General features: G+C 56.4%; 20 protein-coding genes and 1 pseudogene. 10 read left to right on the top strand and 11 right to left on the bottom strand.

What is annotated here, in order from left to right; translation table 11 throughout:
• Positions 1-12 precede the first annotated feature (12 nt).
• The 7 genes from hisD to ABWV79_RS09920 all read left to right on the top strand — a co-directional run bounded on the left by hisD (position 13) and on the right by ABWV79_RS09920 (position 5,396).
• Positions 13-1,320 carry a histidinol dehydrogenase gene (gene hisD, locus ABWV79_RS09890; RefSeq protein WP_353391651.1) on the top strand — a complete coding sequence of 436 codons (1,308 nt, stop codon included), beginning with the start codon at positions 13-15 and terminating at the stop codon, positions 1,318-1,320.
• Positions 1,313-2,074, top strand: a complete 762-nt coding sequence (locus ABWV79_RS09895; RefSeq protein ID WP_353391729.1) for an SDR family NAD(P)-dependent oxidoreductase — start codon at positions 1,313-1,315, stop codon at positions 2,072-2,074. The genes hisD and ABWV79_RS09895 overlap by 8 nt, the downstream gene beginning before the upstream one ends.
• The gene (locus ABWV79_RS09900) at positions 2,071-3,051 is read left to right on the top strand and encodes an alcohol dehydrogenase catalytic domain-containing protein (protein ID WP_353391653.1); all 981 of its coding nucleotides are present in this window, start codon (positions 2,071-2,073) and stop codon (positions 3,049-3,051) included. Before ABWV79_RS09895 ends, ABWV79_RS09900 begins: the two co-directional genes overlap by 4 nt.
• 22 nt (positions 3,052-3,073) lie before the next feature.
• A complete protein-coding gene (locus tag ABWV79_RS09905; protein WP_170356154.1) occupies positions 3,074-3,484 on the top strand; it encodes a universal stress protein in 411 nt (136 codons plus the stop codon).
• A 48-nt stretch (positions 3,485-3,532) separates the two neighbouring features.
• On the top strand, positions 3,533-4,039 hold the full coding sequence (gene comD / locus ABWV79_RS09910) for a sulfopyruvate decarboxylase subunit alpha (protein WP_170356155.1): 507 nt from the start codon (positions 3,533-3,535) through the stop codon (positions 4,037-4,039).
• Positions 4,036-4,590 (top strand): sulfopyruvate decarboxylase subunit beta, encoded by a 555-nt coding sequence (gene comE, locus ABWV79_RS09915; protein ID WP_353391656.1) that lies wholly within the window; start codon positions 4,036-4,038, stop codon positions 4,588-4,590. The genes comD and comE overlap by 4 nt, the downstream gene beginning before the upstream one ends.
• Before the next feature lie 248 nt (positions 4,591-4,838).
• On the top strand, positions 4,839-5,396 hold the full coding sequence (locus ABWV79_RS09920; RefSeq protein ID WP_353391658.1) for a TetR/AcrR family transcriptional regulator: 558 nt from the start codon (positions 4,839-4,841) through the stop codon (positions 5,394-5,396).
• Positions 5,397-5,413: 17 nt separating this feature from the next.
• On the opposite strand, the pseudogene ABWV79_RS09925 reads toward ABWV79_RS09920, so the two are convergent.
• The 5 genes and pseudogenes from ABWV79_RS09925 to ABWV79_RS09945 all read right to left on the bottom strand — a co-directional run bounded on the left by ABWV79_RS09925 (position 5,414) and on the right by ABWV79_RS09945 (position 12,981).
• Positions 5,414-6,529 (bottom strand): annotated as a pseudogene (locus tag ABWV79_RS09925) (ABC transporter permease).
• Positions 6,529-7,716, bottom strand: a complete 1,188-nt coding sequence (locus ABWV79_RS09930; RefSeq protein WP_353391660.1) for an ABC transporter permease — start codon at positions 7,714-7,716, stop codon at positions 6,529-6,531. Before ABWV79_RS09930 ends, ABWV79_RS09925 begins: the two are co-directional and overlap by 1 nt.
• A gap of 3 nt (positions 7,717-7,719) precedes the next feature.
• Positions 7,720-8,697 carry an HlyD family secretion protein gene (locus ABWV79_RS09935; RefSeq protein WP_353391662.1) on the bottom strand — a complete coding sequence of 326 codons (978 nt, stop codon included), beginning with the start codon at positions 8,695-8,697 and terminating at the stop codon, positions 7,720-7,722.
• A 50-nt stretch (positions 8,698-8,747) separates the two neighbouring features.
• Positions 8,748-11,867 carry an efflux RND transporter permease subunit gene (locus ABWV79_RS09940; protein ID WP_353391663.1) on the bottom strand — a complete coding sequence of 1,040 codons (3,120 nt, stop codon included), beginning with the start codon at positions 11,865-11,867 and terminating at the stop codon, positions 8,748-8,750.
• 4 nt (positions 11,868-11,871) lie between these two features.
• Complete coding sequence (locus ABWV79_RS09945; protein WP_353391664.1) at positions 11,872-12,981, bottom strand: efflux RND transporter periplasmic adaptor subunit; 1,110 nt, start codon at positions 12,979-12,981, stop codon at positions 11,872-11,874.
• Between the two features lie 535 nt (positions 12,982-13,516).
• Between ABWV79_RS09945 and ABWV79_RS09950 the strand changes: the two genes are divergently transcribed.
• Both ABWV79_RS09950 and ABWV79_RS09955 read left to right on the top strand, forming a co-directional pair.
• Complete coding sequence (locus tag ABWV79_RS09950) at positions 13,517-14,251, top strand: MbnP family protein (RefSeq protein WP_353391665.1); 735 nt, start codon at positions 13,517-13,519, stop codon at positions 14,249-14,251.
• A 126-nt stretch (positions 14,252-14,377) separates the two neighbouring features.
• Positions 14,378-14,824, top strand: coding sequence for a hypothetical protein (locus tag ABWV79_RS09955; RefSeq protein ID WP_353391666.1), 447 nt, complete (start codon positions 14,378-14,380; stop codon positions 14,822-14,824).
• Between the two features lie 20 nt (positions 14,825-14,844).
• Here the strand turns inward: ABWV79_RS09955 and ABWV79_RS09960 are convergent, their stop codons facing one another.
• The 3 genes from ABWV79_RS09960 to ABWV79_RS09970 are packed head-to-tail and all read right to left on the bottom strand — an operon-like array spanning position 14,845 to position 18,580.
• Positions 14,845-15,597: an outer membrane protein gene (locus ABWV79_RS09960; protein ID WP_353391667.1), complete on the bottom strand. Its 753-nt coding sequence runs from the start codon at positions 15,595-15,597 to the stop codon at positions 14,845-14,847.
• Between the two features lie 17 nt (positions 15,598-15,614).
• Entirely contained in the window at positions 15,615-16,880 is a 1,266-nt protein-coding gene (locus ABWV79_RS09965) for a DUF3179 domain-containing (seleno)protein (protein ID WP_353391669.1), read from the bottom strand.
• A gap of 32 nt (positions 16,881-16,912) precedes the next feature.
• A complete protein-coding gene (locus ABWV79_RS09970) occupies positions 16,913-18,580 on the bottom strand; it encodes a sulfatase-like hydrolase/transferase (RefSeq protein ID WP_353391671.1) in 1,668 nt (555 codons plus the stop codon).
• Positions 18,581-18,881: 301 nt separating this feature from the next.
• Between ABWV79_RS09970 and ABWV79_RS09975 the strand changes: the two genes are divergently transcribed.
• Positions 18,882-19,076 carry a hypothetical protein gene (locus ABWV79_RS09975; RefSeq protein WP_170356168.1) on the top strand — a complete coding sequence of 65 codons (195 nt, stop codon included), beginning with the start codon at positions 18,882-18,884 and terminating at the stop codon, positions 19,074-19,076.
• Between the two features lie 121 nt (positions 19,077-19,197).
• Here ABWV79_RS09975 and ABWV79_RS09980 read toward each other — a convergent pair whose 3' ends face one another.
• Genes ABWV79_RS09980 through ABWV79_RS09990 form a run of 3 tightly spaced genes read right to left on the bottom strand, consistent with a single transcriptional unit; the run spans position 19,198 to position 22,482 of the window.
• Complete coding sequence (locus ABWV79_RS09980; RefSeq protein WP_353391672.1) at positions 19,198-20,331, bottom strand: ABC transporter ATP-binding protein; 1,134 nt, start codon at positions 20,329-20,331, stop codon at positions 19,198-19,200.
• Positions 20,328-21,338: an ABC transporter ATP-binding protein gene (locus ABWV79_RS09985; protein WP_353391674.1), complete on the bottom strand. Its 1,011-nt coding sequence runs from the start codon at positions 21,336-21,338 to the stop codon at positions 20,328-20,330. The genes ABWV79_RS09980 and ABWV79_RS09985 overlap by 4 nt, the downstream gene beginning before the upstream one ends.
• Position 21,339: 1 nt before the next feature.
• Positions 21,340-22,482, bottom strand: coding sequence for an ABC transporter permease (locus ABWV79_RS09990; RefSeq protein WP_353391676.1), 1,143 nt, complete (start codon positions 22,480-22,482; stop codon positions 21,340-21,342).
• Between the last annotated feature and the right edge of the window lie 3 nt (positions 22,483-22,485).

The following is a 22,485-nucleotide window of genomic DNA, read 5'->3' on the forward strand; positions in this document are numbered from 1 at the left end:
GACCTGCTGACCATGCCCCGTGACTATTTGAAAAAGGCAACGTTGACGGCGCAATCTCATGCGTCCGAAGTGCACGACACGGTCAAGACAATCCTGGCCGATATCGAGGCGGGCGGGGATGCCAAAGCGATGGAGTACGCGGCCAAGTTCGACAAGTTCGACGGCAATGTACTGATGACGCAGGCCGAGATTGATGCGGCCATCGCGTTGGTGCCCGAAAAGCTGAAGGCTGATATCCGCTTTGCCCATGATAATGTGCGCCGCTTTGCCGAAGCGCAGAAAGCGACCGTATCAGATGTCGAGGTCGAGATCGTGCCGGGCGTCATCGCCGGGCAAAAAGCGATCCCGGTGGACGCGGCGGGGTGTTATGTGCCGGGCGGGCGGTATAGCCATATCGCCAGCGCGATCATGACCGTGACCACGGCCAAAGTGGCGGGTTGTCGTCATATCACAGCCTGTTCGCCACCGCGCCCCGGTGAAGGCGTGGCGCCAGCCATTGTCTATGCCGCGCATATCTGTGGGGCAGACAGCATTCTGGCCATGGGCGGTGTGCAAGGCGTGGCGGCGATGACCTATGGCCTGTTCGGCCTGCCGCGCGCGAATATCCTTGTGGGCCCTGGCAATCAGTTCGTAGCCGAGGCCAAGCGCATCCTCTATGGCAAGGTCGGCATCGACATGATCGCGGGTCCCACAGACAGTCTGATCCTTGCCGACAGCAGCGCTGACGCGCATGTGGTCGCGACCGATTTGGTCAGTCAGGCCGAGCACGGATACAATTCACCCGTTTGGCTGGTGACGGATGATCGACCATTGGCCGAGAAAGTGATGCAACTGGTTCCTTCACTGATCGAAGACCTTCCGGAACTGAACCGCGAAAACGCCTCGGCCGCGTGGCGCGACTATGCCGAGGTGATCCTGTGCGCCGATCGCGAAGAAATGGCCGCCTGTTCTGACGCCTATGCGCCTGAACACCTGACTGTGCAGGCCGAGGATTTGGATTGGTGGCTGGACCGGCTGACCTGCTATGGGTCTTTGTTTCTGGGCGAAGAGACGACAGTGTCTTATGGCGACAAGGCTACTGGCACCAATCACGTCCTGCCGACGTCCGGCGCGGCCAGTTATACCGGGGGGTTGAGTGTCCACAAATACATGAAGATCGTCACGTGGCAACGCGCAACGCGCGAGGGATCGAAGCCCATCGCCATCGCGACCGCCCGCATTTCCCGGCTGGAAGGGATGGAGGGCCACGCCCGCGCGGCCGATGTGCGGTTGGCGAAGTATTTCCCCGATGAGCAATTTGACCTGTCCGCAGATGGATGACCCGCGCGCGTTGTTTGACCTGACCGGGCGGGTGGCTTGCGTCACCGGAGCAAGCTCGGGCCTGGGCCGACGGGCGGCGCAGGCTCTGGCCGCCGCTGGGGCACGGGTAGTGGGCGTCGCGCGCCGGGCCGAGGCGTTGGCAGGACTGAAAGGCGAACTTGGCGACAAGGGCGCGACTGTGACAGCGGATGTGGCCGACCGCGCGGGGCTTGGAAGGCTGGTTGAACAGATCAGCTTGGCATTCGGCGCGCCTGACATCGTCATCCATGCTGCCGGGATCAACACCCGCGAGGTGGCGGATGAAGTCACGCCCGATGGTTGGGACGCGACGCTGGCGCTGAACCTGAGCGCGCCGTTTTTCCTAAGCCAGGCATTGGTACCCGCCATGAAGGCGAAAGGCTGGGGGCGCGTTATCAACTTTGCTTCACTACAGACCACGCGGGCCTTTCCAGGGGGGATTGCTTATGGGGCCTCAAAGGCCGGGATCGGGCAATTGACCCGTGCCATGGCCGAGGCATGGTCGCCACATGGCATCACCGCCAACGCCATCGGACCGGGGTTCTTTCCGACCGAGCTGACTCAGGCCGTGTTCGACGACCCTGACCGCGCCGCGCGCAACGCCGCGCAGACCTGTATCGGACTTAATGGGCGGGTAGAGGATATCGACGGGCCGATCTTGTTCTTGTGCTCAGAAGCGTCCAGCTACGTCACCGGGCAGGTGCTGATGGTCGATGGGGGGTTTACTGCGAAATGAAAGCTCTGGTTTATGAAGGGGTTGAACACCTGGAATTCCGGGATGTTCCGGACACAGTTCCCGGACCAGAGGAACAGCTGATCCGTGTCGAAGCCGTGGGTATTTGCGGATCGGACATGCATGCCTATCTGGGACATGATGCCAGACGTCCCGCGCCGTTGATCCTGGGGCATGAGGCGGCAGGCGTGATCGTTGGAGGACCACGCGACGGGGCGCGGGTGACAGTCAACCCTCTGGTCACTTGCGGCAATTGCGCGGTCTGCGAAGCGGGGCGGGAAAACCTGTGTCAAAACCGCGAGATCATTTCAATGCCGCCACGAGAGGGCGCATTTGCCCAATTTATCTCAATGCCCGAACGCAATTTGGTCGATGTGCCAGAGGATATTCCTTTGTCGCGCGCGGCTTTGGCCGAGCCGTTGGCGGTCAGTTGGCATGCCGTGCGGCTGGGGTTGGAAGCCTTGCACCCAGCGATGGAGCGTCGCGCTCTTGTTGTGGGCGGGGGGGCGATCGGACTGGCCGCAGCTTTGGCCCTGCAGGCGATGGGCGTGCAGGATGTCGTCATAGTTGAACCGAACGCGCTGCGACGGGCATATTTGTTGAATTTGCGGGCATTCGACGTAGTCTCTGAAACGTCAAAAACCTTCCCCCTAGTGATCGATGCAGTGGGGTTTGCGGCGACACGCGCTACAGCGTCGGCGTTGACGCAACCTGGTGGGGTCATGATTCATGTCGGACTTGGCGAGGGTGCCGGAGGTTTGGATATTCGCCGCATGACCTTGCAGGAGATCACATTTATCGGCACCTATACCTATACGGCTGAGGATTTTCGCCAAACGGCTGCAGCTATTTTCGATGGACGGCTGGGTGCTTTGGACTGGGTTGAGGAGCGGCCGATGTCAGAGGGGGGGCGGGCGTTTCGGGATCTGCGTCGGGGAATGGTCGCCGCGCCGAAAATCATCCTCGCACCGGAGCACTGACCGCGCCAGAAAGAGAGGTAATATGTATCGCAAAATTCTTGTACCCATGGCTTTGGACCACGGCATATCGCCACATACGCTGGAAGTCGCGCGGGCCTTGTCAGCGGAAGGCGCCGAGATAGTCGCGCTACACGTCTATGAAATGCCGCAGGGATCGGTCAGCGCATATCTCGACAAAGATATGGTCGCCGAAGGGTTTCGCTCCGCCCGTAATTTGTTGCGTGACAAGGTTTCGGGGCTGGACGGGGTTAAGCCCGAGATCATCAAAGGGCATACGGCCCGAACTATCATCGATTTCGCCAAGGACAACGACGTTGATTGCATCGTCATCGGGTCGCACAAGCCGGGCCTGAGTGACTATTTTTTGGGATCGACCGCGTCTCGGGTCGTTCGTCATGCTGGCTGCGCGGTCCACGTGCACCGCAGGCCATAACACTTCGAACTGCGCCTCGTGCGCCAAAACAGGACTGACTGACAGGATATGAATATAGACAAGAAGATCACGGACGATCTGGTGGCCAACGATATCTCGTTCGTCACTACCGTTCCTTGCAAACAGCTGGCCGGCGTTATTGCCGAGATCGACGAACGCGAGGGTATTTATCACATCCCTTCGAACAAAGAGGACGAAGGAATGGGCCTGTGCGCGGGTGCCTGGATGGGTGGCAAACGCCCCGCGATTATAATGCAGAACACGGCGATCGGTGTGACGATCAATACGCTGGCCACGCTGATCCAGTATTACAGAATGCCATTGCCCATGCTGATTTCGTACCGGGGTGAGCTGCGCGAACCGATCGCCTGTCAAGTCGAAATGGCCGTTCACACAAAGGCACTGCTGGCGCAGCTGAATATCCCGACCTATCACTTTCATCACAAGTCGGACGTAGAAGAGCTGGATGCGATCCTGAAATACACGTTCATGTGCAACAAGCCGGTCGCCATCCTGACCGACGCCAATTTTTGGGGAGGCTATGGCGACCAATGATCCGTTCTGAAATCCTGAAAGAAATCGCCCCGATTCTGCGTGATCAGCTGGTTGTCTGCAATATTGGCATCCCCAGTCAGGAACTGCATGCCATCGATGACCAGCCCTCTAATTTCTACATGTTGGGGACGATGGGGTTGGCGTCGTCCATAGGTCTTGGCCTTGCGCTGTCACAACCCAAACCGGTCATCGTGATTGACGGGGATGGGTCGGTTCTGACCAATCTGGGTACGCTGCCAACAATCGCAAACAACGTGGCCGACAACTATATTCTGCTGATCGTTGATAACGGATCATATGGTTCTACCGGCGACCAGCCTACTTACGCAGGACAGAAAACCTCTCTTGCGAAAATGGCAGAAGCGGCCGGTTGCGACAGGGTGATCGAGTGTCAGGCCGAAGACACCGGTCGGGTTGTGCAAGAGGCGTTGGAGGCGCAAAAGATGACCATCATCGTTGCCAAATGCCAAAGCGGAAACGCTAAAATGCCGCCGATTACCATGGATCCAGTCGTCATCCGGGACCGTTTCATGAAGGCAGTGCAAGCCTGACTTTGCGGTTTTGATATGTGACCTCGCACGCGCGCCGCCCCGACCAATGGGGCGGCGCTTTTGCGTCGGTTGTGGCGAAAATTTCGCGACGTTTTGTGATCACGGTCAGTTGACATTAAGTATTAATACTGTAAACATGATGCAAAACATGGGGTATGTCCTCCTGGCAGGAACGGGTTGGACAAGCGACATCCGGCGATGGGGAAACAGTGCCGGATGTGGTTTGAAAAACCTCAGAAAGGTAAAAGATGGTAACGGCTTACACAATCTCTGGCGTCAATCCTCGCGATGTCATGACGGCCTTTGCCCAATACGGTTTCCGCAAAACTTCGATGGAAGATATCGCCCGGGCGGTCGGGTTGTCGCGGCAGTCGATTTACAAGAAGTTCGGTTCAAAAGACGCGTGCTATTCGTGGTCATTGGTCACGTATATGCAGGCGTTGTACCAAAACGTCATTGGAATTCTGGATGAGGCAAATGGCGACCCTATCGACGTTCTGGCCACGGTTTTAACCTCGGTGGTCGGAGACTCGGTCGAGCTGGCCAAAACACGACATGGGTCAGAGCTTTTGGAAGATGCCCTGAAACTGTCGGCAGACCAGCCGGAAAACTGGCCCAAGGTCTACGTCGAAAACCTTGCCCGGTTCATGTCAGAAAATGGTTTGGCGGCGACGCCGGACAGGGCGCTCGATTTGGCGCATTTGCTGGTCACATCAACCCGAGGAGCCTTGGTTGTTTCGACTTCTCGTGACGAATTTTCAGACGACATCCACCGCATTCTGCGGACTGTGTTCTTGGACACGTAAGCAGCCAACGCCGAGGCTCAGCTGCTGTTCGGAAATCGCCAATTGTGCAGCGCGTACGCTATGGCTGCATAACCAACAGCAAGCGCAAGCTGCAGCTTCACGATTGGTATGATCATTGAAAGCGACGCGCCCATTTGGTCGACGCGGATGATAGCGGACATAGCCGAAGTTGAGGGCACTGCCATCGCCAGCCAACGAATTGGATCTGGCACACTTTCGATCGGCCATGAGACGCCGGTTATGAAGAACAGCGGCAATCCCTGCACGACAAGAAAGAAAATCATTCCTTCCCGGGTAGGGATCACCTGAACAAGCGCAAAACCCATTGCAGTCACGGCTATTAGAAACGGCACCGCAATGGCAAACAGCGTTATCGGGTGGCCGACCTGCGGCAGCCCATAAATCACTGGCAGCAGCAACTGTGTCACCGCGACCCAGAATGTATACACAAGAATGTAGGCGGTGGGTGTCGCCACCCTCGCTATGCCCGGTCTAGCCGGTTTGCCTGCGTGCATTATTCCTATTCCGATCAGCAGCGTTTGCTGGATTATCAGGACAAACGCGGCTGGAACTGCGAAACTGGCGTATCCTCCGTTCGGGTTGAACTGAGGAACCGAAGTAATCACCACCGGCTAAACAAGAGCTGCAGCAGTACCTGCGTCAACGCCCAGAGCGGTCAGACGGTTTACACGGATTTCGGCCCCAAGACTGTTCGCAGCAGATGACACAGCCGAGGAAATCGCTCCATAAAGAAGGAAATAACTGCCGTCTCCGAAGGCTGCGATTGGGGATTGGCGCCCGTGCAAAAGATCTTGTTCGAAATCAGGCGGTATGATCAGGACACCATAGACCTTTCGCGCGTTGAACATCTCTTGCGCGGCTGGCAGTCCGTCGGTGTGCGCGACCACTGCGACCTGATCCGAATTGTCGACACGTCGGCGCAGTTCTCGACTGGCGGTTGATCCGTTCTGGTCAATTACAACGATAGGAACATCCCGAACCACTTCGCCTGTATAGGGTTGGGGGTAGAGAAACGCATAGATCAGGATCGAAACGACCATCGTCATACGCGCACCCTTGTCGGCAAACAGCCTGAAGATCGAGTCCAAAACAGCGTCGAGAAAGCGTCTCATTATGCAATGCTCGCCTGTTTAGCTGGCACTTGCGCCGAGCGGGCCACCAAAAACACCAGAACTGAACCGTAAAGCAGTATCTGCGCCAGCAACCATCCAAAGGCAGGCAGAGATACTTCAATCGGCGCGCCGCGCAGTACCTGATCCGTGCGAAGTTGCAGATAGGCGGTCAGCGGCAGCAATCCACCCCAAATCCATGCAAAAGTGTTCATTGTTATGCGCGGAAAACTGATGCCGGCAAAGCCGAAGGCTGGGCCGGTCAGCACGCCGGTCAAGCCTAGCGCGCCCACGGTTTCTCCGGCGATCATCGCGAGCATCCCGCCCAGACACAGGCAAGCTAGAACAAAGCCTGCCGAGTAAGCTCCATGCAGCCAAATGTTTCCGTTGAACGGAGCATCAAATGCCCCAAAAATGATCACGTCTGCAAAGATAAGCGTCAGCAAATAGGCTAACCCGTAGGGTGCCAGTTTTCCCGCGATACCCGTGATCGACGAGCCGCCAATCCGGGTCAGCCGTGCCATGCCATTGGGGTGCTGGACGTCGCTGCCGATGGTCAGTGCAGCGCTGGCTGTTATGAAGATTTGCAATACAGTGGGCATAAGGGCGGCAAGCAGGAACTGGACATAGTCCAGAGCCGGATTGAACAGAGGACTGCGCTGAACCGGGATCGGTACGACCGCTTCAACTGCGGCCTCGGGGACAGCCCCGTTTGCGACTAGAGCCTGGGTTGCAACACCTGCCGAAAAGGTCCCCATTGCCTGCCTGCTAGCCCTTGAAACGATGCCTCCGACGGTCAGGAATTGGTTGTTATAGAAGGTAACAAGCTCGGGCCGGTTGCCTTGCAGCAAGTCGCGCCCCATTGACTGGGGTATGAAAATAACGGCGTACACCGCGCCCGAGACGAGAGCGTCCTGCGCCTCGGCCAGAGACGTCGCGCGGACAGTGACCGCTAGGTCCGCAGTGGCGTCAATCATGCGAACAGCCTGGCGCGACAGGGTTGTCCCATCCTGATCGACAACGGCTACGGGCAGGTTCGAAGGAAGCCCGGGCGCGAAGACCGCAGAAAGCAACAGCATCAGGATCAAAGGAAATGGCCCCAGCATAAATGCTAGGCGAGGTTGATGGGCAATCCGGCGCAGCTCTCGACGAAAGGTGCGCCGAAAACCGGCTGGTAGCGGACGCGACATGGCCTAGCGTGCCGCCCAATCCACCAAAGCGCTCATACCCGGCCGCAGGGCCGCATCGCGCGTGACCGGCTCAGCCCTGATCGAGAATGTGCGCAGGTCGAAATCACCCGTGGCTTTCGTGGCGCGCCAATTGGCATAGCTGCCTTCGGCATTGATGGCAGTAACGCGAGCAGGGATCACCAGATCACCCAGGGCCGGTACGCGCACATTCAATTCCTGCCCAATTTCCAGCCCGTTCAGCAGGTCTTCGCGCAGGTTGAACGTGAACCAGGCGTTATCAATATCCACTATGGATAACAAAATAGCCCCGGCCGAGAAAAGCTCGCCAGGTTCTGCAAGCCGGGCGGTGACCTGACCGCTGATAGGTGCTGCAATTTGCAGCTCTTCAAGATCAGTTTGCGTGCGCAGCAAGGCGGCCTTGGCTTCTTGGACCTGAGCCTGAGCGACGGCTTTTTGTTCTATGCTGTTGCCATTTTCGGCGAGTTCTAGATTGGCCTGCGCCGCGTCGACCCCACGTTGCGCGGCCGCCAAAGTGTTCGAGGCCTCGTCAAGCCTTTGCAGCGAAGCAAACGAAGTTTCGCTGAGTTTTTCGATCCGGTCATAAGTCTTTTGCGCCAAGTCCTGATCGGCTTTGGCGCGCGCAAGCTCGGCCCGGCGCGCGTCGATGACTTCGGGTCGGGTTGCGAAAACCAGATCACGATTGGCAATCGCAACGTCGACAGCGGCTTGTGCCGTCTTCAGACCCGCTTGCAATTGCGGGCTGCCCAAGGACACGACCACATCGCCTATCTGTACGGTATCCCCGAAATCGACATTCACTGCGGCGACACGGCCGCCGATTTTTGCGGCCAGGTCAATGCGGGTCGCCTCGACTTCGCCTTGAACCACCAGCGGTTTTGGCACTGTTGCGATCCAGGCCAGGGCGCCACCCGCGACCATTGCACTTGCAATGATCGCAGCGAACAACTTGGGTTTTGACATGGCTCGCTCCGTTTCAGTTGATAGCCAGAGTTGCGCTTCGGCTCGTGCACTTAGGTGTCTTTGGTTTCTGGAGGACGGATGCCGTGGAAAAGGGCGTAGTAGACCGGAACCATCAGCATAGTTACGACTGTTCCCACGGTCAGACCGGCAGCGATTGTGGTCGCCATGGCCACCCAGAAGATGTCCTGCAGCAGTGGCAATACACCAAGGATTGTCGTGGCTGCCCCAAGGAATACGGGATTCAGACGCGAGACTGTTGCCTCGACCAGCGCATCATAAGGCTTCATACCTTCTTCCAGATTGACGCTGACCTGATCCAGCAACACGACCGCGTTCTTGATCATCAGGCCGACAAGGCTCATCGCGCCCAACAGGGCCATAAACGAGAAGGGTTGATTGAATAGCAGCAGGCCACCAGTGATCCCAATCATCGCAAAGGGAACGACCGTAAAGACAACCAGCGCCGGACGGAAAGCGTTGAACAGCGCAACCACCAGGAAGACCATGATCACCAGCGCTGGGCCGGACCCGGGTTTCAGCGAATCCTGGGCATCTGCTGTGCTGAAGGTCTCACCTCTCCATTCGATCCGATATCCGGGGGGCAGCTCGATTGCCTCGATGTCAGCGCGGACCTCATCAACCAAAGAGGGTAGGGTAACGCCTTTCGAGCTGGCCTGAACCGTAACCGCGCGCTGGCGTTGCCAACGGACGATAGTCGGATCCTCCAATTCGATCTCAACCCCTTGCGTTACAGAAGACAATGGCAGCGACTTAGTCGAGAAGGCCGGCTGGATCTGGATTTGCTCAAAGTCACGCCCGACGGTCTGCCGTTCGTCTTCGGTCCGACGTAAGATGATGGGCAGCAGATCCTCATTCTCACGATAGAGACCAACCGGCAGCCCGTCGTAGGCAAAGCGCGCGGCGCTGGCTATGTCGTTGCGGGACGTACCCGTCCAGATGCCGGTTGTCTGATCATACTCCGGAACCAGTTTGGCGACGCGGTTTCGCATATCGCTTCGAATGTCCTTGGCATGGGGGGAAGCGCGTAAGACATCCATCGTCTGTTCCGCCAGGTTGCGCAGTACTTGCGGGTCAGCATTGGCCGGACCGCTAAAGCGAACCTCGAACGGCCATGTATTGCCAGGCCCAGCCGTGTATTTGCGCACCCGCGTCATCGCCTCGGGGATTGCGCCTTCGATCCATGCGTCCAGTTCTGCGACAAGGTCGTTCACGACCTCAAGGCTTTCAGTATTGACCACAAGCTGCGCGTAGCTGGCATAAGGAAGCTCGGGGTCGACCGGCAGATAGAACCGGGGACCGCCTGCGCCCATGAAGGTCGATACGCCTTTCACACGCGGATCGCCATTCAGTTTGTCCTCGACTCTACGTGCCAATTCCGAGGTCTGGTCGATCGTACTGCCTTCTTCGGCCCAGACATCGACAATGAATTGCTGCCGTGTGGCGTCGGTAAAGAACAGGCGGTCGACATAGCTGAAGCCGTAGATCGCGCCGCCCAGTAAGGCCAGAAACACCATCGCGGTGATGCCACGATGACGCAGGCAACGCTCCAATACAGCACGGAACCCCGAGGTAAAGGCGCTTTCGGTATGCGTCGTCTCGACCTTGGGGGTGGGCAACATGTCAATGCACATCAGCGGCGTAATCGTCATGGCAATGATCCAGCTGATCAGCAGCGAAACGGCCACAACAACAAACAAAGATCCCGCGTATTCCCCGGCGGCTGCCGACGAGGCGTAGATAGGAAAAAAGGCCATCACTGCTACAATCGTGGCCCCCAGCAAAGCCATGCTGGGCTGGCCCGCGGCTTCGATCGCGGCTTCGATCTTGCCCATGCCCTTTTTCATGCGCGCGGCCATTCCATCGGCTACGACAATGGCGTTGTCCACCATCATCCCCAGCGCGATCACCAACGCACCCAAAGAGACCCGCTGCAGGTCGATCTTGAGAACGACCATTACCATGAACGTGGCCAAAATGGTCAGAAGTAGTGCACTGCCTATGATCAGGCCCATACGCCATCCCATGAATACAGCAACGACAATCAAGACGACCAATACGGCCTCGAGAAGGTTGACCATGAACGAGTTGATCGACTCGGTTACCAGATCGCTTTGCCAGGCAACTCGGTGCATTTCGATGCCGACGGGGAGGCGGGACGAGATTTCTTCGAGCGCCGCATCGAGGTTGCGCCCGGTATCCACGATATTTCCTCCGGATACGTTTGCAATCGACAAGCCGATTGCAGGCTGTCCGTCATAGCGCATTTGGGTCAGGGCAGGTTCCAGATATCCTTGCCGGATGTCCACGATATCTTGCAGTCGGATCACATCGGAATCGCGTGACACAGGTAGTTGGACAGGTATGTCGGCCCCCTCTGCCACATCCAAAACCCGGTCTGTCAGGCCGGGGCGTAGTTGCAGGTTGCCGATATCCTCAGGTGATTGAAATTCCCCTGTCGGCGCGATCCGCAGCCTGCGATCTCCGATTGTGAGCGCGCCGGAGTCGACCACCTGGTTCTGCAAGTTCAGGGTTAACAGAAAGTCCTGCGCAGACACGCCAAGATCCAGCAGTCGCTGCTCGGAGGCATCCAGATAGATCACCTTGGGCTGCAGGCCCCAGGTCTCGACACGGGATACGCCTTGGACCAGGCTCAGTTCCTTGCGGATGGCTTTTACGTGTTCCTCGAGCTCTGCATAGGTGAACCCATCTCCGGTCACGGCCAGAACGAACCCGTAGACAAAACTAAAGTCGTCGATAACGTTCGGTGCACCAGCGCCGGGCGGTAGGCTGCCTTGCAAATCGCCTACTTTGTTACGCATTTTGTCCCAGACCTGGGGTAGGCGGTCAGCCCAATATTCCTGCTGAATTTCGACTTTTACGATGGACAGACCTGCATGAGAATACGAGGTTAGGAAGCGCAGTTCCGGCAGTTCTTGAATGGCAGTTTCAATCTTGTCAGTAACTTCCAGTTCGACCTCGGTCGGGCTGGCGCCGGGATATTGGGTTACGACCAGCGCCGTTTTAACCGTAAACTCAGGGTCTTCCAGCTGACCCAGTCGAAAATAGCTGAGCGTTCCGATCACGAGGATCAGCGCCAGCGCAAAATAGGTGACCGTGCGGTTCTTGACCGCGACCGAAGCGAGCGACATCAACTTATTCTCCGCCTGTGGTCAGAGTGACTTTCTGACCGTCCTTCAGAGTGTTCGCGCCGGCAGTCGCGATCCGCACACCGGCCTCAAGGCCGCTGACCAAAAATCCCCGGTCGTTGAATGCGTTAACGGTTACGGGTGTGGCGGATACGGTCAGGTCTTCGGGGTCGATGACCCAGACAAATGTTTCGTCCGGCGATTTCTGGTTGGGTGAAAACACGGCGCTTGAAGGGACGTGAATGCCCTGATCGCTCCAGCTATCCGGCAGATGTACCTTGGCTGTGGCGCGACCGGCCATTCCGGGTTGAATAACGCCACCCTCTGGCTGTTCCATGATGATCGTCACCGGATAAGTCCGGGTCGCTGAAGACGCTTCGTTCCCGACATGTGCGACTTGAGCAGGTATCTTCAGGCCAGGCAGGCTTGAGAATTCAACTTCGATACCTTCGACAAAGGGCTCGAGGTTGATGAAGTTCTCAGGGACTGCAACCTCCATTTCGATGCGCGAGGTGTCGAGCACCCGAACAATGGGTTGGCCAGCGATGGTGTTTTGGAATTGTTCCACATAGGTTGCGGATATCGCGCCGTCAAAAGGGGCGACCAGTGTCGTATAGCCAAGATTCAGCCGTGCTTCATCCAATTGGCCTTGGGTGGCTTCGATATTGGCTTCGGTCGCCCTGACGAGAGCGATCTGATCTTCAACGCGTGCCTGGGCAATATGATTGTTTTTCACCAGCTGCTCGCGCCGCTCCAACTCGATCTTCGCATTTGTCAGATTGGCTTTCAGCGCGTCGCGCTGTCCTTCCAATGCGCGCACACGCGCTGCGTAAGGGTCTGAGTCCAAAGTGGCCAAAACATCACCAGCCTCGACCTGCGATCCCACATCGACGGGACGTGCAAGAACCTTTCCGGGAACTTCGAAAGCGATGTTGACCTCGCGTACAGCTTTGGCCCGACCCGGATAGCTAGCTAACCGAACCGCATCCACATCCGCAACGACCGTTGACAGAACTGGTCTGACTTGGATCTGTGTTGTCTGTTCTTCTTTGCATCCTGCGACAACGATCATCGCTGTCAGGGTGAACATGGTAACTGGGAGCTTTGCTGTCAGCATCTTTGGTGGCCTTTTCGAACTGAAGCCCAATGGAAATCACACGAGGCGGTATTTACATCTTTAGTATATTTTGTCAACCTTGGGTTTGTTGTGTTTGAAAATGTGACCCAACGGCACACATTTGGAGTTTCCCTGCCAGTATTGATGATAGTCGTGTGAAATTTCATTAAACTCTTCTTGAAGCGGGGTTGTCTTTGCCTCAGGTGAAGCCGCTGACCGCGGATCAGCTCTCCAAGCGTGACAAGTCACAAGGCTTACCATCGGCATTGAAAACTGGGGTGACGTAAGGTAAAGCGCGTATTGCACTAGGGTTTTTTGCGAGCATGTCACACCGGGGAAATGAAATGCGATCCAAATACACAGACCAGCTCGGTTGTTTCAGCGACGGTTTGGTCGGCGCATGCCATTGCACCTCGGGGGTTCGCACAATGCATGCGAAACTGCGAATGAGCCTCCGGTCAGTAAATCTCTGCTGTGTGAACAGAAGCGGTGACGATTGCAGAAGCTTCCGATTTACTTTGGGGGCTATTTGATAATGCAGCGACCCCAGATCATGACGGGACTTGCCGGGCTGTTGGTCCTGATCATAGGCGTCTGGGCAATCCTGGCCTCGCGGGATGTCCGGGACAAAACGGTGACGTTGACCTTTCAAGCGCAAATGGGTGGTGAGCCTTTGGTCTACGACCAGTTCATCTACGACAACCCCGGCGGGGAAGGGGTGTTTGAAATTCACGACTTCAAGTTCTTCATCAGTAACCTGAGCCTGTCGCAGGGCGGCGAAACGTATGTCGTGCCTGACAGTTACCATTTGTTGCGTTTCGACAACGACTCGTTGTCGCACTCGATCACTTTGACAGATGTGCCACTGCGCGACGTTGAGTATCTGCGTTTTCTGGTGGGACTGGATGCGCAAGCCAATACGTCGCCGGAAATGCGGGATCAGCTTGACCCCGAGGGCCAGATGGCTTGGAGTCGAGAAGGCGGCTACAAGTTTGTAGTTTTCGAAGGTGCGCTGCGGATTGGCGAAACTGTGTCGCTCTTGACCTATCATGTAGGCTTTTCGGAAAATACGAGAGAGATTTCTGTGTCTTTGCCTGCACAGCACGACACAGGCGGCAAGACTGAAATTGCATTGACCGTAGATCTGTCCAAAATGTTTGTCGGGTCGTACGAAGTCGACATGGGGGCATTGCCTTCGGTCGATTTCGATCGCGATGGCGCAAGGATGTTGGCGGACAACTACGCGTCAATGGTCTCGTTCGGGTTTTGACGGACGTCCCGGCCGAAATTCGGTTCACATTCGCCCACAAAGTCAAATTTCCGCCCTTTTTTCGTCAGACCAACCGCAAATTCAACACCCAGAAAGGTTCTTGGCATTGGGCAGAGGGTCTTTGTGGTGAAGCGAATCTTTACACATTTCGAGCAGCAAAAGCGCAGGCTTTACTCGATCGCTTTTCTCGCCTTCTCTGCTGGTTACGTTCTATATTCGCATATTGACGTGATGCGGTATGGAATGCCGGTGCCGGTGTTGACCGGGTTGATCTATATGTGCGCTATTGTTTGCGCCACTGTGGTGACCACCTATTTTCTTCCGGGCTTAACCAAAGTGACCGACGCCGTTGCAGTGACGCGGCTTGGCTTTGCGCTTTGGATCGCCGCCACGCAGAGTCATGAACTGGCTGCATCGCCTGTACTTGGCGCGACCATAGTGGTCGGCGGTGCGATTGTGTTGTTGCAGGTTTCGACATGGGCAAAGGCAGTGTCACAAATACTGTCAACCGATATCCCGGGCCCGCTTTGGACATCCCCAACACCGCAACCTGTCGCCGTGCGCAGCGCCTGATTATCTAAACGGTTCGTATTTCAGAATCGGTAGGTTGCTCCAATCAGGGGGCCGGACTGATCGAATTTGAATTCATTCCCATCTATGTCGTGCTCAAACGAAATGTAGCGATAACCGCCGCGGATCATCCATCGGTCGTTTATCTCATAATCTGCGGTCAGAAGTACCTGCCATGTTTCACTGCCGCTTCTGAACCCACCGTAGTCGAAAAATGCTGTTCCCGACCATCGGTCAGCTAAGTCGAACCGAGCCCTGATCCCGATAACAGGATCCGTCCAGCTTTCGTTGACATTCGCAGAGCGACCGGGGGCCGCACCCGGTAGAACCGTCAGATCGGTTTCCGTCTTGAACCAACGAAACCCGGCAGCAAGATCCACGGTGGACTTTTCTGTGCTTAAAACCCGGTACCCCAAAAAGCCGCTTAGAAACTGCGTCGTCAACGACGTCTCCAACCCTGAGCTGTTGGGAGTCGGGGCGCTGTTGCTGAACGACAAGTCCGTATAGTTGTAATCCCCCAATATGGACCATTGGCCGTTGGTCGCCGCGATTGTACCCATAAAGGCCAAATCAAGGTTCTCCAGCGCGTCCGAAAACGAGAGTGTCCCTTCTAAAGTACCAATTGCCGTTTCAGTCGATACGTTTGTTTCTGGCGTAAACAGGTAGATCGTCGCCTGATATGACCAATCCGACTGTTGCGCCAGCGCAGAGATCGGAGCGCAGGCGGCAAACATCAAGCCTGCGGTTGCGTCCCTTAATCTTTTAATCCGGCTCATTTGTCTCCTCCTGTCGTTCAAACACTAGTCGATCTGCTTTTAGCTGCGGTGCTGGTATCCTGCTTCTGTCCGAGGCTGACGCGGTTGATATCAGTGCTTGGAAAGAACTCGGCCCAGACATGCCAAAAGACACCTGCGCGCAGCGTCTCGACACGTCGTAGCCTGCCCTGATCCGACATGCCCCAGAAATCGCACCGGGTTATAGGTACGCCACTGTCGTTGTACCAAATCCCCAGGCTTTCATACTTGGGGTCCAAGCTCACGACCACATCGCGCCCGCCGACATTCGCATTCACGATCCAGTTGTTGTCGATCACAAAGTCATCGGTCCAGCAGGCGGCGTCCTTACCGATCGTAATTCCCCAGACATAGGTTTTATTTGGCAAACGCTCGTCCGTGCGGTCCATGTTGTCCATAACGGGCGCGTCCTCTTGGTGTTGGCGTCCGATTCCCCATCCGAAAGTGATCTCGGTGACCATGTCCAGCAGCCGAAGCATGGGATTGGGCGAGGGTTTGTTCAGAAAAACCTCTCCGGCCGGGAATGCCTTTTGAAAGCCGCGAAAGGTCATTCTGTAGGTTGGCCAGGGCGTCATCTGTGCCTCGGGGCGCACAGGGCAGGCTGGGCCTTCGGTGTATTTGTCGTGATCGGCTTCGCGAAACCCATAGATATGTTGGATTGGCTCACCAGATTCGTTATCCCGCAGGATCAGGTTGTTGCCGTGCTGGGCCAAGACCTCGAGGTTCAGCCGTTTGCCTTCGATCCTTGGGATGTAACCCTGCCCAAGGTTGGCCATCGCGCAATAGGTCATCACGATATCCTCGCCCCCTAGGCCGTCTGTATTACCTGCAAGATGCGGCCGCATGATCTGTGCGTCCGGGTGCGCGCGGGCAAAGCCGTTATTTTCGATCACGATGACAGGAGCGGTTGGACCGACATATTTGCGGGCTTCGTCAATCGGGAAATAGGCGGCGTCGTTTAGTTGGTTCCTTAGTCCCAAATGCACCCAAACATATGGAAAGCCATAAAGAAAAACCGTCAGCAACGCTGCAATCACCCACAGCCAGAACGGTCCGCTGCCCGTAATGAAATGCGCCAGAGTGGCGACCACGAAACCGCCTAGGCCAACTGCGATCAACCGATATTCATGTCGGATAAATCGTATCATGTTCTTGCGTTTTACGGTCAGCACCATCTGGGATACGTCGCCCAGATCGCGAAAATAGACAAAGCCGATGCCCAGCGAAATGACTAAGCCAAGCGCAAATAGAATGCTTCCGACCATCTGCTTCTCCTGAATTGAAACCAGTTACCGAGTTATTGCTGAGGTGACGCGCGTTTGATCAAGAACGCGTCGACGGCTTTCTGAGTTTCGGGGCGAATGTTCTCGATCCCCTCATACGGCGGGCCATACGCGGGTGGGGTGTCGGGGAACTTTTCCTTGCGGGCCATGTGACGCCCCAAAATACGCGCGAATTCCTGACCGCCCCAGGCACCCACCTCGGTCGAAACCGAATATTCTTCACGTGTGTCGCGATAGAGATCGAAGAACTTTGCCAGAATCGCGCTTTCACCCGGGCCAGGAAGTTTTAGTTTTAGCTGATCTTTTACGACCGCCTCAGGTTTGTTGACCGAATAGATAATGACGTGGTCGCGGCGCGCCTTGGTTTCATCAGCAAACAACAAAGCAGCAGACTGATCGACCCCGTCCACCAGCCGATCCCGAGGGATGTACTGATCGGCCCCTGCAAAACGCGATAGTGTCGTATAGAGGTCTGAAACATGGATTATGCTGTTCAGCAGACCGTCAGCTTCGATCATGCCGGGCCAGCGGATAAAGGCATCGACGCGGACACCGCCTTCGGTCGTATCGCCTTTCCCTCCTGCGTAGATCAGCGGCGTGAACCCGGATTGCGGCGCGTATTTGGTGAAATGACCGTTGTCGCCCATGACGACTACGACAGTGTTTTCGGACACGCCCAAATCATCCATTCGCGTGAACAGCTCGCCCAGCCACTGGTCCAGCAACTGCATCTTATCAACGTAGAGGCCACCGTTCACACTTTCGGGGCCCGATCGTCCGGCGCGGGTATTGTCCAGCGGTATCATTGGCCAGTACTGCAGAAAAAACGGCTCGTCGCCTTCAGCGAGGCGCTCGAGTTCTTCCAGAGTCTTGTCCTGAAATGCCTGGTTCATTTCATCATATTTTTCTGCGTTCCACCTTTCGCCGGGCTGCATTCGGATCTCGCGGATCGGCCCGCCGGCTTCGCCCTCGATCACGGTCATCATCGCAGCGGCATCAGGGCGGAACCAACCGTCCAGAGTGTACTTGTCATCAAAGTCCCGGATCGCGACCGAGACCTGTTCTTTTATCGCGTCGTCATTGAAGATTGTAAGCTGGCCCTGTTGATGGATCGCGTGTTGTGCGTAGTCGAACCCCTGGTTCATAGCCCAGCTTTCAGCGATATCGCCCATGTGCCATTTCCCAACATGGCTAGTGGCGTATCCCGCTTGCTTCAGAACTTCGGCGAGCGTGACTTCACCATCAGGCAGCCCGAACCCGGCAATGTCGACGGTTGTGTCGCCCATACCCATTCGCACTGGCAATCGTCCTGTCATTTGCGCCACGCGGGTTGGGGTGCATGATGGCTCGGTATACATCCGGACCATCCGTAGGGCCTGATCCGAAAAATCGTTGATATTCGGCGTTTCATAACCACGAACTGCGTTCAGTTCGGGGATTCCCATGTCACCAAACCCCATGTCGTCGATCAATACGCTGACGATATTCGGGGGTTTACCACCGTTTTGGTCCTGAAAGGCTGCCAATGCCGCATCGACCACCGAGTCGTCCTGCGCCCATTGATCGGCGTGTTGGGCGTGAAGAATATAGTATTCAGCATCGTGTTGAATCGCTTCGTTTTGCGCAGAGGCGAATGAAGCGCTCAAACTTGCTGCCAGAACAAGAAGGCAGGACAATCTCATTAGTTTCCCCTTGTTTTTAAAAGAATCTCCGGGTGAGAAAGGCAATCGTATATCACATTGAAACATCAGAATGTGACGCAGGCAAGAGAAATGCCTTAGACGGAACGGCCCTCAGACACTGGGGATCTGAGATCGGTAAGGTGGCTGTTCGTTCAGAAATTGTGAACAACGACCATAAGGCGTCGGAATTATCTTCGGCCAAGCGCCAAAAATAGGGTGATTTTGGCATAAAATGCCCAGTTAATATTGGGTTAAAGTTGCACGGGTAATTTGTATTCGTGGTTAAAGTAACGAGTAGAATATGTTTAAATCAATGATGAGAGAGCCGTTCCCGGCACACTGGAAAACTGCCATCGCCACGCGTCTGGGGAACGGCTCTTCTAAGCAGAACAGAGAAATGCTTGAACTGGCACTGCCAGCCGCCGCATGCGTATGCCTGCTGCTGTACTGGCTGAAAAGCGCCTCCGTCGAAAGCTATGTTTCGGTCCTGATGTAAATCGGGTTGCTACAACCTTGGTATTGCTTTGAGTCCTCGGTTTCAGACCGCAGCAGTGGTAAGAAATTCTGATGCATGTCGGCAGCGCTTTGAGTAAGCTGAAGAGCACCTCATACGAGCCTTAAACTGCACCCTTAGGGCCGGACTGCGACGCTTTCTGGTGCCTGTCAAAATTGAAGTCTTCCGCAAAATGACAGGCTACGAAATGGTCTGTATCCAGTTCTCGCCACGCCGGAGCTTCGGTTTTGCAACGATCTTTTGCAAACGGGCATCGGGTGTGAAACCGGCACCCTGACGGCGCAGCCAGCGGGTTCGGTATTTCCCCCTTCAAACGGATCGGGTCAAAATCTGCGTCGGGGTCCGCTGTGGGAATCGCGCTAAGCAGCGCGTGTGTGTAGGGATGTTTTGGCGCGAAAAACAGCTTTTCAGTCGGGGCATATTCCACGAATTTCCCGACATACAACACCGCCACGCGGTGCGACATCTGTGCGACGACACTCAGATCATGGGCGATAAACAGGAACGAGACACCCATCTCATCCTGTAGATCTTTTAGCAGATTCACGATTTCTGCCTGAATCGAGACATCCAGGGCCGAGACGCTTTCGTCGCAAACGACAAACTTTGGCTTGGACACCAAAGCCCGTGCGATACAGATTCGTTGCCGTTGCCCGCCGGAAAAAGCATGAGGAAAACGGCGCAGGTGTTCGAGGTTCAGTTTGCATCGCGCGGCTATTTCACGAACGCGGGCGTCGATTTTGGCTCGGTCTTTGAACTTGCCTGACGCCACCAACGGTTCGGCAATGATATCGCGGACTGTCATGCGTGGGTTTAAAGACGAGTAGGGGTCCTGAAACACGAGGCTCATTTCCGGTCGAAAGGCGCGCAGAAGGTCGCCAGCAAGGTTGTGGACGTTGATCCCTCCTTCTCGGAAGGCCATGTTCATTTTCGACCTTACCTTGCGCAGCTCAGCCTCGGATGCGTGGGCCAGATCGATGTCACCCTTGTTTTTGCGGTGAAAAATCACCTCGCCATCCGTCGGATCAATCGCGCGCAGGATCGCGCGGCCAACGGTTGTTTTACCCGATCCGGACTCTCCGACCAGTCCGACAGTCTCGCCACGTTTGATATCGAAACTAACACCGTCCACTGCACGCAGCATCTGCACTTCGGTTCTGAACAGCTTGCGCGTTTTGATCGGGAAATGGACCGAAAGGTCTTTCACCTCGATCAGAGTATCGTGTTTCGGGGTCATGCGGCGTTCCGATCTTTGTCGCTGTGCAACCAGCAGCGTACTGCGCGGCCGGGAATGGTTGAGACCTCGGTCGGCGCTGTCACGTCGCAGGTCCCCGCTATCGCTTGAGCGCATCGGGTATGAAATGGACAGCCCGTTGGGCGCGCGGTCGGGCTGGGGATATCTCCCGGCACCGGTTTCAGGCGGTCGTGCAGGTGTTCGACGCTGGGGATCGCGTCCAACAAACCCTGGGTATAGGGATGCTGCGGATTTCTGATCACGTCCCGGGCGGGGCCGCGCTCGACGATAGTTCCAAGATACATCACGGCAACGTCGTCGGCGATCTGGGCGATCACGCCAAGGTCATGGGTGATGAAAATCATGCCCATGCCAAGATCGCGTTGCAGATCGCGCATCAGGTCCAACACCTGAGCCTGAATAGTCACGTCCAGCGCCGTAGTCGGTTCATCTGCGATCAACAGGGCAGGGCCCGCAGACAGGGTCAGTGCGATCATGGCGCGCTGTCGCATCCCGCCAGACAATTCGTGCGGGTACTGGTCAACCCGTGCAGAGGCATTCGATATGCCGACTTTGTTCAGCATCTCGATTGCATATTCTCGCGCGGCGCGCTTTTTCAGCCCGCGATGCAGCATGATGGCTTCCATCATCTGATTGCCGATCGTGTAGACAGGCGAGAAACTGGCCATTGGTTCCTGAAAAATCATCCCGATCTCGCCGCCCCGAATGCGGCGCAGTTCCTTGCTGCCGGTTTTCAAGCGGCCAAGCGCGATCTCTTTCCCGGCCTTGTCTGTGTAAGTCATCCGGGTTTCACCGCTCAACGAGGCGTTGCCGGGCAAAAGCTGCATCAGGGCCTTGGTCGAAATCGACTTGCCCGATCCGGACTCCCCCACCAAGCCCAGCGTTCTGCCCGCCTCGACCCCAAAAGTAACGTCGTGCACCGGGGTGATGACACCTTCGCTGGTGCGAAACGAAATCGACAGGTTTTCTACAGTCAGCATTTTCGACATTTCAGTGCGCCTCCGAGTACGGATCGGCGGCATCGCGCAGCCCGTCGCCAATCACGGTAAAGGCCAGTACGGCAACAACGACAAAGATCGCGGGGATGAACAGCCAGGGTGTCTGTTCGATTGCCCGCACCGATTGCGCTTGTTGCAACAGCACCCCCCACGAAACCGAGGGTGGGCGCAGACCCAGCCCAACAAAGGAGAGCGCCGTTTCCGACAGGATCATGTAAGGAAAGCTGATCACCAGATCGACGATGATGAAACTGGTAAAGCTGGGCAGCATGTGTTGCGCGATAATCCGACCGGGCCGCGCACCTGCCAGCCGCGCGGCGATCACATAATCCTCGTTCCGGATCGACAGCAGCTGCGACCGTATCCGCCGTGCCAGCGTGGGCCAGCCGAACAGGCCCAGGATCAGGGTCATGGCGAAATAGACCTGCGTGGTCGACCACTCCTTGGGCATGGCGGCAGCCAACCCCATGTAAAGCGGGATGATGGGGACCACGCGGATCACCTCTGTCACGCGCTGGATGATATTGTCGATCAAGCCCGCGAAATACCCCGCAATGCCGCCGATGATCAGCGCCAGAACAAAAGAGATCATCACCCCGATCACCCCGATCGACAATGAAGTTCGGGTGGCATAGATCGTCCGGCTGAATACGTCGCGACCCAGATCGTCAGTGCCCCAGAAATGGATTTTCTGTTCAACATCGGGGCTTAGCCCCACCAGATGCCGGTCCGTCGGAATAAAGCCCAACAGCTTGACTGGTTCACCTTTGACAAAGACATGCACATAGTGCCGCACTTCGGGATCAGGGACCGAGATCGCGCGTAGCGTAACCGGATCACGCTCGGTCTTGGTGCCGTTTACAAAGGGAAAAACGGAACAGCCCCCCGCATCGCAGAAACGCGGTACCTGCGGTGCGCCTTCGATATAGTTGGTATCCCGCGTCACTGGTCCGTAGGGGGCAACAAACTCGGCGAAAATCCCGGCCAGAAACATCAGACCCAGCACCGAGGCTGCCATCATGGCGGCGCGGTGACGGCGGAACCGCCACCAGATCAGGGTCCATTGCGAGGCCGAGTAGTATTTGAGCCGCGCTTCCTCGGCGGCGGCATCTGTATTATGTGTTGCATCGGTCATGGA

The sequence above is a fragment of the Ruegeria sp. HU-ET01832 genome (genome assembly GCF_040371315.1).
Taxonomy (GTDB): Bacteria; Pseudomonadota; Alphaproteobacteria; order Rhodobacterales; family Rhodobacteraceae; genus Ruegeria; species Ruegeria lacuscaerulensis_A.